The organism is Sphingobium sp. B8D3B, assembly GCF_025961875.1.
Lineage (GTDB): Bacteria > Pseudomonadota > Alphaproteobacteria > Sphingomonadales > Sphingomonadaceae > Sphingobium.
Map to the genome: position 1 here is coordinate 3,420,373 of NZ_JAOQON010000001.1, position 13,236 is coordinate 3,433,608.

The 13,236-nt window shown below is 66.5% G+C and carries 12 protein-coding genes; 6 read left to right on the top strand and 6 right to left on the bottom strand.

Features of this window, described 5'->3' with window-relative positions; genetic code table 11:
* Positions 1-20 precede the first annotated feature (20 nt).
* The 5 genes from recO to M2343_RS16035 all read left to right on the top strand — a co-directional run bounded on the left by recO (position 21) and on the right by M2343_RS16035 (position 4,396).
* Entirely contained in the window at positions 21-755 is a 735-nt protein-coding gene (recO, locus tag M2343_RS16015) for a DNA repair protein RecO (RefSeq protein ID WP_264577400.1), read from the top strand.
* A gap of 97 nt (positions 756-852) precedes the next feature.
* A complete protein-coding gene (leuB, locus tag M2343_RS16020; protein ID WP_264577401.1) occupies positions 853-1,896 on the top strand; it encodes a 3-isopropylmalate dehydrogenase in 1,044 nt (347 codons plus the stop codon).
* A 46-nt stretch (positions 1,897-1,942) separates the two neighbouring features.
* Positions 1,943-3,148 (top strand): O-succinylhomoserine sulfhydrylase, encoded by a 1,206-nt coding sequence (gene metZ, locus M2343_RS16025; protein ID WP_181560584.1) that lies wholly within the window; start codon positions 1,943-1,945, stop codon positions 3,146-3,148.
* Between the two features lie 58 nt (positions 3,149-3,206).
* Positions 3,207-3,605, top strand: a complete 399-nt coding sequence (gene apaG / locus M2343_RS16030) for a Co2+/Mg2+ efflux protein ApaG (protein ID WP_181560583.1) — start codon at positions 3,207-3,209, stop codon at positions 3,603-3,605.
* Positions 3,602-4,396 carry a LysR family transcriptional regulator gene (locus tag M2343_RS16035; protein WP_264577402.1) on the top strand — a complete coding sequence of 265 codons (795 nt, stop codon included), beginning with the start codon at positions 3,602-3,604 and terminating at the stop codon, positions 4,394-4,396. The genes apaG and M2343_RS16035 overlap by 4 nt, the downstream gene beginning before the upstream one ends.
* A 274-nt stretch (positions 4,397-4,670) precedes the next feature.
* Here M2343_RS16035 and M2343_RS16040 read toward each other — a convergent pair whose 3' ends face one another.
* The 6 genes from M2343_RS16040 to lepB form a co-directional block, all read right to left on the bottom strand.
* The gene (locus tag M2343_RS16040) at positions 4,671-6,467 is read right to left on the bottom strand and encodes a monovalent cation:proton antiporter-2 (CPA2) family protein (RefSeq protein ID WP_264577403.1); all 1,797 of its coding nucleotides are present in this window, start codon (positions 6,465-6,467) and stop codon (positions 4,671-4,673) included.
* A gap of 269 nt (positions 6,468-6,736) precedes the next feature.
* Entirely contained in the window at positions 6,737-7,636 is a 900-nt protein-coding gene (locus tag M2343_RS16045) for a 3-keto-5-aminohexanoate cleavage protein (RefSeq protein WP_264577404.1), read from the bottom strand.
* Positions 7,637-7,742: 106 nt separating this feature from the next.
* A complete protein-coding gene (locus tag M2343_RS16050) occupies positions 7,743-8,774 on the bottom strand; it encodes a helix-turn-helix transcriptional regulator (RefSeq protein ID WP_264603908.1) in 1,032 nt (343 codons plus the stop codon).
* A 223-nt stretch (positions 8,775-8,997) separates the two neighbouring features.
* Positions 8,998-9,912 (bottom strand): GTPase Era, encoded by a 915-nt coding sequence (gene era, locus M2343_RS16055; RefSeq protein ID WP_264571252.1) that lies wholly within the window; start codon positions 9,910-9,912, stop codon positions 8,998-9,000.
* Between the two features lie 51 nt (positions 9,913-9,963).
* Entirely contained in the window at positions 9,964-10,635 is a 672-nt protein-coding gene (gene rnc / locus M2343_RS16060; protein WP_264577406.1) for a ribonuclease III, read from the bottom strand.
* Positions 10,632-11,450: a signal peptidase I gene (gene lepB, locus M2343_RS16065; RefSeq protein ID WP_181560576.1), complete on the bottom strand. Its 819-nt coding sequence runs from the start codon at positions 11,448-11,450 to the stop codon at positions 10,632-10,634. Before lepB ends, rnc begins: the two co-directional genes overlap by 4 nt.
* A gap of 170 nt (positions 11,451-11,620) precedes the next feature.
* Between lepB and pgi the strand changes: the two genes are divergently transcribed.
* Positions 11,621-13,135: a glucose-6-phosphate isomerase gene (pgi, locus tag M2343_RS16070; RefSeq protein WP_264577407.1), complete on the top strand. Its 1,515-nt coding sequence runs from the start codon at positions 11,621-11,623 to the stop codon at positions 13,133-13,135.
* The last annotated feature ends 101 nt before the right edge of the window (positions 13,136-13,236 follow it).

A 13,236-nucleotide genomic window follows, 5' to 3' on the forward strand; every position in this document is an offset into this window, starting at 1 on the left:
CGAGCCGGTAGACAGCGCCCATGTCCACGCTCGCCGCCACCGCCATCGTCTGCGCCGTCCGCGCGCATGGCGAGCATGGCGCGATCGTGCGGGCGCTGACGGCAGACGCGGGGCTGGTCGCGGGCTATGTGCAGGGCGGCCGCTCGAGCCGGATGCGCCCGGTGCTGCTGCCCGGCAATATCGTGCGCGGCACCTTCCGCGCCCGCACCGCCGATCAGCTCGCCGGCCTCTCGGTCGAGCTGGAGCACAGCCGGGGGCCGTTGCTCGCCGAGCCGCTGCCCGCCGCCGCCATAGACTGGGCTTGCGCCTTCACGGCGATTACGCTGCCGGAAGGCCATCCCTATCCGGCGCTCTTCGCCGCGCTGGGCGCGGTGCTCGATGCGGTGGAAGCCGCGCCCGCCGCGCGGGGCTGGGCCGTGGCGCTGGTGCGCTACGAACTGCTGCTGCTCGCCGAGCTGGGCTTCGGGCTCGATCTGGCGGAATGCGCCGTCACCGGTGCGCGTGAGGGGTTGGCTTATGTCAGCCCCCGCACCGGCCGCGCGGTGACGGCAGTGGCGGCGGGCACGCATCGCGATCGGTTGCTGCCCTTGCCCGCCTTCCTCACCGAGGGCGGCGAGGCGGGCTGGCCGGACATATTCGCCGGATTCGATCTCACCGGCCATTTCCTCGCCCAGTCGCTGTTCGATCCGCGCCGGTCAGACGTGCTGGCCGCACGCGAGCGGCTGATCGAACGGCTGAAAAGAGCGGTTGCGTGACCCGGCCTGCTTGAGGCAATGGCTCAGCCCACATCTTCAGGGCCGGCGCGCCTGTCTCGCAGCACCGCTGCGTCTTCAGATTGAGAAAGGGAAACCCATGCTCGTTGCAATCCTGCCCGGAGACGGCATCGGCCCGGAAGTCACCGCGCAGGCCAAGCGCGTGCTCGATGCGCTGGCGATCCCCGGCCTGACCTATGAGGAAGCGCCGGTCGGCGGCGCGGCCTACAAGGCGCAGGGTCACCCGCTGCCGCCCGCCACGCTCGAGCTGGCAAAGCGCGCCGATGCGATCCTGTTCGGCGCGGTGGGCGATCCCGATTGCGATTCGCTTGAGCGCGCCTTGCGGCCAGAGCAGGCCATTCTCGGCCTGCGCAAGGAGCTGACGCTCTTCTCCAACTTGCGCCCCGCAAAGATGTTCGCCGAGCTGGCCGATGCCTCCACGCTGCGCAAGGAAGTCGCCGAGAAGATCGACCTGCTGATCGTCCGCGAACTCAATGGTGACGTCTATTTCGGCGAGAAGGGCATCCGCAAGACCGCCGACGGCCTGCGCGAAGGCTATGACATCATGTCCTACAACGAGGCCGAGGTGCGCCGCATCGCCCACAGCGCCTTCCGCGCCGCGCAGGCGCGCAGGGGCAAGCTCTGCTCGGTGGACAAGGCCAATGTGCTGGAAACCAGCCAGCTGTGGCGCGACGTGGTGATCGAGGTTGCCGCCGAATATCCCGATGTCGAGCTGTCCCACATGTATGTCGACAATGCCGCCATGCAGCTCGTGCGCAATCCGGGGCAGTTCGATGTGATCGTGACCGGCAATCTGTTCGGTGACATTCTCTCCGATCAGGCGAGCATGTGCGTCGGCTCCATCGGCATGCTGGCCTCGGCCTCGCTCGATGCCAACGGCAAGGGGCTGTACGAGCCGATCCACGGCTCCGCGCCGGATATTGCCGGGCAGGGCAAGGCCAATCCGCTGGCGACGATCCTCTCCGCCGCGATGATGCTGCGCTTCTCGCTCGATCAGGCGCAGGCGGCCGATCGCATCGAGGCGGCCGTGGCCAAGGCGCTGGCCGGTGGTGCCCGCACTGCCGACCTTGGCGGCTCAATGAGCACGTCTGCCATGGGCGATGCTGTGCTCGCGGCGCTCTGACGCCATTGGATTGACCGGCCCCTGACAGGGTCTAGAAGGCAACGTCATGAAGAGACAAACCGGACAGGATCGTTCCCGCACCAGCCGCTGGCGGCCCGCGACACAGGCCGTGCGCGGCGGCACCTGGCGCTCCGAGCAGGGGGAGACGAGCGAGGCGCTCTTCCTCACCTCGGGCTATACCTATGACAGCGCGGAGGAAGTCGCTGCCCGCTTCGCCGGGGAAGCGACGGGGATGCAATATTCCCGCTTCCAGAACCCGACGGTGCAGATGCTGGAAGAGCGCATTGCGCTGATGGAAGGCGCCGAGGCGTGCAAGGTGCAGGCGAGCGGCATGGCGGCGATGACCAGTGCGCTGCTGTGCATGCTGAGCGCGGGCGATCATGTCGTCGCCGGGCGCGCGGCCTTCGGCTCGTGCCGTTGGATCCTCTCCAATGTGCTCAACCGCTTCGGCATCACGCACAGCGTCGTCGACGCGCGGGACAATGATGCGTGGGAAAAGGCGATCCAGCCCAACACCAAGGTGTTCTTCTTCGAGACGCCGGCCAATCCCACGATGGACATCGTCGATCTGGAGCATGTCTGCGGCCTTGCCCGTGCCCATGGCATCACCACGGTGGTGGACAATGCCTTCGCGACGCCCGTCCTCCAGCGCCCGCTCGATTTCGGGGCCGATGTCGTCGCCTACAGCGCCACCAAGCTGATGGACGGGCAGGGCCGCGTGCTCGCCGGCGCCATTTGCGGCACGGATGCGTGGATCAACGGCGTCCTCTCGCCTTTCCAGCGCAATACCGGGCCGATCTGTTCGCCCTTCAACGCCTGGGTGGTGCTGAAGGGGCTGGAGACGCTGGACCTGCGTGCCCATCGCCAGTCCGAAAACGCGCTCAAGGTCGCGCGCTTCATGGAGCAGCGTGGCGTGGATGTGCTGTATCCCGGCCTGCCGAGCCACCCGCAGCACAATCTCGCGATGAAGCAGATGAGCGCCGCCGGGCCGATCTTCTCGTTCAACCTCGCTGATCGCGGGCAGGCCATGGCCCTGCTCAATGCGATGGAGCTGTGCGACATCTCCAACAACATCGGCGATTCCCGCACCCTGCTGTGCCATCCCGCCTCTACCACCCATAATAATATGGGGCCGGAGGGCCGCGCCGAGGCCGGCGTGGGCGAGGGCATGGTACGCATCAATGTCGGGCTGGAAGACCCGGAGGACATCATCGCCGATCTGGATCAGGCATTGACCGCTGTCGGCCTTTGAGTAGGGTCGGTCTCGGGGCCAGGCAGGACACAGGACGGGTCGTAGCATGAATGCCTTGATGAACGCCCTTTTCGCCTATGCCGAGACGACACATGACGTGACCGTGCGCGTGTCCGTCAACTTCCTGTCCGAGCAATCGGAGCCGGACATGGGCAAGTGGTTCTGGGCCTATCACATCCGCATCGAGAATGGCCGCAAGGCGCCGGTGCAGTTGCTCACGCGCCATTGGACCATCGCGGACGGGCGCGGCGCGCTGTACAAGCGCGAGGGCAAGGGCGTGGTCGGCGAGGAGCCGGTGATCCATCCCGGCGCGGCCTATGATTATGTCTCCGGCTGCCCGCTCTCCACGCCGACCGGCTGGATGGAAGGCAGCTACCAGATGCTCGATGCCGGCGGCAGCCTGCTGGATGTGCGCATCCCCCGCTTCGCGCTGCAGGCGCCGGCGGTCTCGGGATGAAGCGGACCCATCTGCCGCTGAACGGCTTGCGCGTGTTCGACGCGGCGGCGCGGCATCTCTCCTTCACTCGCGCGGCGGATGAGCTGGCGGTGACGCCCGCGGCCGTAGGGCAGCAGATCCGCGCGCTGGAGGATATGCTCGGCGTCGTCCTCTTCCGCCGCACGCCCCGCGGGCTGGAACTGACCCCGGAAGCGGAAGCGGGGCTTCCTGCGCTACGCAGCGCCTTCCTGGAACTCGAGGAATCAGTCCGCGCCATGCAGGCCGGGCAGAGCAGCCAACATCTCACTATCGCCGCACCCCGCGACCTCACCGCCAAATGGCTCAGCGCGCGCCTTGCTGCGTACGCGGCGCAGGAGCCGGGCGTGCAGTTCATGCTCGTGGCTGCCGACGATGCGCTCGATTTCACCGAGGCCAATCTCGATCTCGCCTTGCGTCTGACCGACGGTGCCGGCGAGCATGAGGGCGTCGCCCTCGGCGAGCCGCGTTTCGTCACGGTCGGCGCGCCCGATGGCGGCGGACTGGAGTCGCCCATTGCCTGGCCCGGCTGCCCGGTCGATGACGGCAAGGCCATCGTCCGCGTCGCCGACGCCGGCCTCGCCATCGATGCCGCAGCCAACGGCCTCGGCCGCGCCTGCGTACCCGCGCTGCTTGCGGAAGCGGACATCGCCACCGGCCGCGTGTCCGCCCTTGGCGAACCACGCAATGGCCCCGGCTACTGGCTCATCGCTCCCCTCCCGCAATGGCGGCAGAAGAAGGTGAAAGCCCTGGTGGCTGCGCTCAGCGAGGGCTGAGGCGAGCCGCCCTCGCGCCGACTACTCCTCTCACCGTTCGCCCTGAGCGAAGTCGAAGGGTGAGCCGCGCGCAGCGAGCTTCGCTTGGCTTCCGCTCAGCAGGGCCCTTCGACTTCGCTCAGGGTGAACGGAAAAGGGAAGAGCGGGATTTACTCCCACCCCTACCCCCGTTCGTGTCGAGCGAAGTCGAGACACCATGCGCAGTTCTGGCGTGTCTCGACTTCGCTCGACACGAATGGAACGCGGGCATGATACTCCGGCCCGCCCAACCCCCCTAGCCGCCCTCAGCCCGCTGCGGCGGGAAGAAGGGCTCCGGCTCCGGCGTCACCATATTCCCGCGCATCAATGAGCGCCCCGCCGTGATCCCCCCGACCAGTTGCAGCTCGACCCGCTGCGCATCGCGCTCGCGCACATCCTCGATCGCCTCGCGCGCGTCGTCCTCGTCAACGCCGAGGTCGGTCAGCACCGCCTCGCTGAAGGCCAGCGCGGATTCGAACGTCTCGCGGATCTGATAGTCGACGCCCGCCTTGATCAGGCGCAGCGAATGGCCGCGGTCGAAGGCGCGCACGTAGAGCTTGGCGAGTGGGAATTCGTGCCGGCAAAGCTCGACGATCTTGTCGGCCACATCCGGCTTGTCGACGCAGACGAGGATTGCCTCGGCCCGCCCGGCGCCGGAGGCATGAAGCACGTCCAGCCGCGTGCCATCGCCATAATAGACTTTGAAGCCGAAATTGCCGGCCGCCTGGATCATCTCGACATCATTTTCGATCAGCGACAGCTCGAAGCGCCGCGCGAGCAGCGCTTGGCTTGCCACCTGCGCAAACCGGCCGAAGCCAATGCACAGGATGCGGCCGGTCAGGTCCTTGGCCTTGTCTACGCCGTCGAGCGAAACCGGCGCGTTGCGGCGCATCCGGTTCTGCACGATGAGCACCAGTGGCGTCAGCGCCATGGAGAGGATGACGATCGCGCTCATGATCGCCGCGATCCGCGCATCGAAAAGGCCGACCGCCAGCGCCGCGCCATAGAGCACGAACGCGAACTCGCCGCCCTGCGCGAACAGCGCTGCGCGGTGGCTTGCGGCGCTGTGGGCCGAGCCCATCAGCCGCGCGACGGCATAGATGCCGATCGCCTTGACGACCATGAAGCCGAGGACGCCGCCCAGCACCAGCTGCCACTCGCGGAGCACCGTCGAGAGATCGAGCGACATGCCCACGCTGATGAAGAACAGGCCGAGCAGGATGCCGCGAAACGGCTCGACATCGGCCTCCAACTCATGGCGATAGCTGGATTCGGAGAGCAGCACGCCAGCGAGGAAAGCGCCCATCGCCATGGATAGCCCGGCGGCATCCAGCAGCACGGCTGATCCCAACACGATGAGCAACGCCGCGGCGGTGAGCACTTCGCGTGCGCCGGCCCGCGCGATCAGGCCGAACAGCGGATCGAGCAGCCAGCGCCCCGCCGCGATCAACGCCGCGAGCGCCGCCAGCGCCAGGCCGATGCTCTGCCAGACGGGCGGCGCGTCCTCCACGCCCGCCGCGCCATGGAACGCCGCCCAGAAGGCGACGAGCGCCAGCAGCGGCACGATGGCCAGGTCCTCCAGCAGCAGGATGGAGATCGCCTTCTGGCCATCCTCGGTGCCCGCGTCCCCAGCTTCGTTCAGCATTTGCATGATGACAGCGGTGGAGGAGAGGACGAAGCCCATCGCGCCGGCTGCCGCTACGGCCGGAGGCAGGCCGGCCGTCATGCCGAGCAGGGTCAGAAGCGCACCGCACAGCAGCACTTGCGCTGCGCCGAGGCCGAAGATCTGCTTGCGCAGGTTCCACAGCTTGCGCGGCCGCATTTCGAGGCCGATGATGAAGAGGAACATCACCACGCCCAGCTCGGCGATGTGCAGCAGTGCCTGCGGATCGTTGATCAGCCCCAGGCCGAAGGGGCCGATGGCGAGGCCGGCGGCGAGGTAGCCCAGCACCGATCCGAGGCCCAGCCGCCGGAACAGCGGCACCGCGATCACGCCGGCCCCCATCAGGATGATGGCCTGACCCAGCCCGAAACCCATCGATGCGTCCGCCATGCTGTCCGTCCCAATCCCCGGCAGCCGTCAGGCCGGCGCGGTCAGCGCGGACAATCGGGCGGCTCCATGCTCGATGAGGCAGATCTCAGCAGCCCGTCCGCGCGTTCATCGACCGGGCAACCTTGGATGGTCGGTGCAGCAGAGTCAAACCGCTGCGCGCATCCTCCTAAGCCCTTCCCGTTCAGGGGAGGGGTTGGGGTGGGGAGCAAGCTCGCACCTGTGCCTGCCGTCGAGGCAGCGGCACATCACTCACCCCCCACCGCCTGACTTCAGACCGCCTTCAAACCCAGCAGCTCCCGCGACTCGGCCGCGCTCATCGGCTCGATGCCCATCTCGTTCATGATGCGCACCTGCCGCTCGATGAGCTGCAGGTTGGTCGCCTTCACGCCGCGTGAATAATAATGATTGTCCTCCAGCCCCACGCGCACATGACCGCCGAGCAGCAGCGCCTGCGTGGTGGCGGGAAGCTGCGCCGGGCCGATGCCGGAGATGCACCAGATCGACTGCGGCGGCAGGCACTTTACCATGAAGTCGAGAATGTCGGTGCTGTAGGGCATTGCGCCCTGAAAGCCCTTTTCGCCGCCCAGCACGATGTTGATGTAGTAGGGCGGCTTGTCATAGCCCTTCTGGATCAGCCGCGTGACGTCCTGTAGGATGTGGTCGGGCGAGAAGACCTCCCATTCCGGCTTGATGCCCTTGTCGACCATAGCCTTGACCAGCGTTTCGCAGCGCGAGGGCGGGGTGATGACCAGCACGTCCTTGCCGCTGATCGTGTCGACCACGGTCACACCGTCGAAGGTGCACATTTCCGCGCCGCCCTCGGTGCCCTTGAGGCGCTCCTCGAAGCTGTTCTCGAACATGCCGTCGGGCCGCTCGATGAGCATGTCGCCGCTGTTGCCGCCGCCCGTCGAGTTGTTGAGGATGATGTCGCACTTGGCGCGGATGCGATCGTTGATATCGCGGTAGATGGCCGGGCTGCAGGTCGCCTCGTCGTCCGGGCGCCGCGCGTGGATGGCGGCGATGGAGGCGCCGGCCTTGTAGCAGGCATAGACGTCGTCGGCGATTTCCTGCGGCTGGGTGGGCAGCGCCGGGTTGGCGCTCTTGAAGGTGGTGCCCCCGGTGGGCGCAATGGTCACCATGCGGCGATCGCTCATATTTCCGGCGCTCATATTTCCGGCTCCTCTCGAAAAGTCTCGTGCTGCCGCTGCTGCCCGCTTGTCCCCCGCCGGTCAAGCCATGCGCGATGGTTGACGTTGATAAAGTCCGAAAAGCCGCTCAGCGGAGCAGGCGATTGATCAGCGCGACCAGCTCGGCTTCCCGATTGGTGCCGGTCTTCTCGAACAGGCGCTTGATCTGGATGTTGACGGTGCCAAGGCTCGTGCTGCGCTGCAGGGCGATCATTTCGCGGGAGGTGCCTTCGGCCAGCAGCATGGCGATCTCGGTCTCGGCCCGCGTCAGGCCCATCATGCGTTGCAATGCCTGGCGCTCCATCGCGCCAATGTTGCCAGCCGCGCGTACAGTGACGAGCAGCCGCGGCTCGAAGCCGAGCGCGGCGGGTTTGGCCGGCAGGCGGAAGATCTCGCACAGGCGGCGCTGGGCGATAGGGCGCTGCTGGCCCAGCCACACCCCGCAACTCGGCAGCGCCAGGTCACCTGCCTGCAGCATCGCGCCGATCTGCATCCGCAGTTCGCGCGCTTCGGCGCTGTTGGGGGCGGTCAACCGCTCGTCGCGCAGCATGATCAGGTCTTCGGCGCGGAGCAGCGCCTCACCGGCTCGGGTGGTGGCGCACACCCGGCCCAGCCCGTCGCACACGAAAGCGGCGGTGTTCATCGTGTCCAGCGATCCGGCGAGCAGCTTTGCGCCTTCGCCTTCCAGCGTGCGCTGCATCCGGACGGCGGACTGCATCAGCGGCGCGGCCTGCGTGAAAACGGCGCGATCAGCCTCGGTGGTGCGCCCATCCTGATAGGTGCGCAGAACGGCCAGTCCGACCATCACCTGCCCGTCATTGACGAGCACCACTTGGCAGCCATGTGGCATGTTGGCGTCATGCGTGAAGTCGTCATAGATGTCGGTGTTCTGCGCGGCCTTGATGGCATCATAATGATATTCGTGGCGCACATCGAGCGGACCGCTGGCAGCGGCGACCCGCCAGTTCCCATGGGAATAATTGGCAACCTCGCTGTCAAACTGGCGGCAGAGACGCTCGTTCACCGGATCAGTGAGGAGGTTGAAGGCCAGCGTGGTTGGCGATCCGATCCCGAGCAACTGGCCGGACAAGGACCGCGTCTCTCTGGCGAGCGCACGCAAGGCGCCCTCCCAGCCGCCCTCGGTGAGAGGCGCACTCAGGATAGCTTCGGTCAGACTGGGCAGCGCTCTTCCCAAAAGCGATCAATCCTCCCACCCCCGCGACCGAGCCTCCCGGCGTTCGGTAGCGACCTAAGCTCCATGAAAAAGCAGGGTCGTGGCGTCAACCACTGGTTTCGACGCGAGGAGCGGATTGATCCAATCCGGGATTGCGCGAGGGATGGGGTCAGTCCACCCAGTCGAGACCGATGTCACGATAAACGTGGCGGTCCTCGTCCCAGCCTTCCTTCACCTTCACATGCAGGTAGAGGTGGACGGGCACGCCCAGCAGGCTCGACAGTTCGGCCCGGGCCTTGCTGCCGATCTCCTTCAGCCGCTGCCCGCCCTTGCCGAGAATGATGCCGCGCTGCGTTGCCCGCGCGACGAGGATCTGCTGGTGGATCTCTACCGACCCGTCGGCGCGCTCCTTATATTGCTCGGTCTCGACCGCGCTTTGATAGGGCAGTTCGTCGTGGAGCTGGTGATAGAGCTGCTCGCGGGTAATTTCAGAGGCGAGCAGGCGGTCCGTCGCATCCGAAACCTGATCCTCGGGGAAATGCCACGGCCCTTCCGGCACCGCGGCGGCCATGGCGGCCTTGAGGTCGACCAGCCCGTCCGCGGTGGTGGCGCTCACGAAGAAGGTCTCCGCGAAATCCACCCGCTCGTGCAGACGCTGGGTCAGCGTGAGCAGCTTGTCCTTGGCGGCGATGTCCACCTTGTTGACGATCAGCCATTTTGTTTCGCGCCGCTGGGCGAGGCCATCGAGGATCGGCTCCATCTTGGGCCCAAGGCCGGCGCGGCCATCGACGATGAGCGCGATCAGGTCGGCATCCTGCGCGCCGCCCCACGCGGCCTGCACCATAGCGCGGTCGAGCCGCCTGTCCGGCTGGAAGATGCCCGGCGTGTCGACGAGGATGATCTGCGCGGGCCCCTCTATGGCGATGCCCATTACCCGCGTGCGGGTGGTCTGCGCCTTGGGGCTGGTGATCGCGATCTTCTGGCCGACCAAGGCATTGGTCAGCGTGGACTTGCCCGCATTCGGAGCCCCCACGACCGCGACGACGCCGCAGCGTTGATGGTCAGGCGATGGCGTTGAGGTCACTGGTCACTCCGTCGGGCGCATGGCGCGCGCTGGCTGAAAAGGGGGTGCGGATCATGCCTTGAGCTTGGCGAGCAGGGCAATGGCGGCGGCCGTCTCGGCCTCCTGCTTGGAATGGCCCTCGCCCTGCGCCTCACCCGCATTGCGGATGGACACCGAGATGGTGAAGCGCAGGGCATGTTGCGGCCCGCTGCGCTCCAGCAGCTCATAATGCGGCGGCTGGCGGTTATGGGCCGCCGCCCATTCCTGCAGCGCGGATTTGGGGTGCTTGGGCGCGCTGGCCTGTCCCTCGACCATGGGCTCCCACATGCGGTGGATGAATGCGCGCGCCGCATCCATGCCGATGTCCAGATACATCGCGCCGATCAGCGCTTCCACGACATCGCCGAGCACATTGTCGCTCTCGACCGCGCCATCGTCGCGCGCCTGCTTGCCGAGGCGCAGATGCGTGCGCACGCCGATCTCGCGTGCCACCTGTGCGCAGCTGGTGCCGGTCACCAGCTGATTGAACCGGCGGGAGAGCTGGCCTTCCTTCTCGGCGGGAAAGCGGACGTAGAGCCAATCGGCCATCACCAGCCCCAGCACCCGGTCGCCCAGAAACTCCAGCCGCTCATAATGGGTCGCGCTCGCGCTGCCATGGGTCAGCGCCTGCTCATAGAGCGCCCGCTGCCCCGGCGCCTGACCGATAAGGTCGGCGAGCCAGGCGTCGAGATCGGCCGTGCTCAAAAGCCTTCGCCGATGCGTTCAGGCCGGGCGGCGGTGAACCATGTCCAGGGCAGGAGCAGATTGGCGGAACCGTCGGTGGAGAAGAAGCTGACCAGCGCCCTCCCGATCAGATGGTCGATAGGCAACGGCCCGACGCCCCGGGCGTCGACGGGAATGCGGCTGTCGGCACTTCGGTCGCGATTGTCGCCCATGACGAAGACGTGGCCCTCCGGTACAACAGAGACGGCGCTATTGTCCGCCGGACCGTCGATAAGGTCCAGCACTTCGTAGCTTTTTCCGTTCGGTAGCGTCTCGCGATAGCGCGGGTAGCGGCAAAAGGCCTCGCCCTTGGCATCCGTGAACTCGAATTCCTCGATGAAACAGGGCGAGGGGCTGCGCTCGGTATTGGCTGCCTGCAGCATGTTGGCGGTCACCGGGATCACCAGATCATCGATTCGCCGCTTGGGAATGGCCTTGCCGTTCAGATAGACGACGCCGTCCTGCATCTGGATGGTATCGCCCGGCAGGCCGATGACGCGCTTGATCCAGTCTTCCTTGGGATTGCCCGGCGAGGCGAACACCACCACGTCCCCGCGCTCGGGTACCTTGCCCATCACCCGCCCCTCGAACAAGGCGGGCTGGAAGGGGAAGCTGTAGCGCGAATAGCCGTAGGACCATTTGGAGACGAGCAGATAGTCGCCGATCAGCAGGCGCGGCTGCATGGATTCGGAGGGAATATTGAACGGCGCGATCAGCAGTGAGCGGATCGCCACCACGATCACCACAAGCTTGACGAGGAACCACAGGAAATCCCGTGTCTCGGATTTGTGGGACATCGAAAGGCAGCTTTCCAGACAGGTTCGTCGCGATGACGGGAATATAACGTCTTTGCGGGGCGGGGGTGGCGGCGTCAAGCATTGTGGCGCGCTTCGCACGTGCAATAGGCCTGCGCATTGGATATGCCGCCCCTTAATGAAGCAACGCCAGACCGGAGCGCTTACGCACCATGACCGACCTTGATCGCATCACCGCTTGCTGGACCGACCTCAAGGCCGCGCCGATTCCCGATCTGCGCAGCCTGTTCCGCGACGAGGCGGATCGGCTGGCGGGCCATGTGGTCGAGGAGGCCGGCCTGCGCTTCGATTTCTCCAAGACGCACCTCACCGAGACGACGCTCTCGGCCTTCGAGGCGCTGGCACAGGCAGTTGATTTTAACGGCAAGCGCGCGGCGATGTTCGCCGGCGAGGTCATCAACGTGACTGAAGGGCGCGCTGTCGAGCACACCGCCGAGCGTGGCGAGGGCAACCCGGACAGCGTGGCCGCCGCACGCGAGCACAAGGTGCGGATGCGCACGCTGATTGACGCCATCGAGGCCGGCGCGCTCGGCGAGATCCGCCACATCCTGCACGTCGGCATCGGCGGATCGGCGCTGGGGCCTGATCTGCTGGTCGATGCGCTTGCTCGTCATGCCGACCGCTATGACGTCGCCATCGTCTCCAATGTCGATGGCGTGGCGCTGGAGGATGCGATGGCCCGGTTCGATCCGGCCTTCACGCTGCTCGTCATCGCCTCCAAGACCTTCACGACCACCGAGACGATGCTCAATGCCGCCAGTGCGATCGCGTGGATGACGCAGGCCGGGGTGGACGATCCCTATGGCCAGGTCATCGCGCTCACCGCCGCGCCGGACAAGGCCATCGAATGGGGCGTGGACGAAACGCGCATCCTCGGCTTTTCCGAAAGCGTCGGCGGGCGCTATTCGCTTTGGTCTTCCATCGGCTTCCCGGCCGCGTTGGCGCTGGGCTGGGATGCCTATGAGGCGCTGCTGGAGGGTGCTGCGGCGATGGACCGGCATTTCCGCCATGCCGAGCCGCGCGACAATGCCCCGCTGCGCGCTGCCTTTGTCGACCTGTTCTATGCCCGCGTCATGGCCTGCCAGACCCGCGCCGTCTTCGCTTATGATCAACGGTTGCGGCTGCTGCCCTCCTATCTTCAGCAACTGGAGATGGAGAGCAACGGCAAGTCGGTAAAGGCGGATGGCAGCCCGGTCGATGGCCCCACGTCTGCGATCACCTGGGGCGGTGTCGGCACGGATGCGCAGCACGCGGTCTTCCAGCTTCTCCATCAGGGTACGCATGTCGTGCCGGTGGAGTTCGTCGCGGTGACCGAACCGGGCGACACGCTCGATCCTGCCCATCACCAGACCCTGCTGGTCAATTGCTTCGCGCAGGGCGCTGCGCTGATGCAGGGCCGCGAGAATGCGGCCGATCCGGCCCGGGCCTATCCGGGCAACCGCCCCTCGACGACGATCCTTATCGATGAGCTGAGCCCGCACACGCTGGGCGCGCTGATCGCCTTCTATGAGCAACGCACTTTCGCCAATGGCGTGCTGATGGAGATCAACAGCTTCGACCAGTTCGGGGTGGAACTCGGCAAGGAGATCGCCAAGTCCATCGAACAGAACGGCGCGCAGGGCTTCGACCCTTCGACCATGGCGCTCATAGAGCGCGCACTCGGCTAAGCCCGCCTCAAATCCTCCCCATATATGGGGAGGTGGCAGCGCGCAGCGCTGACGGAGGGGGCGGGCGAGACCCCCTCCACCGTCTTCGGCGGTCCCCCTCC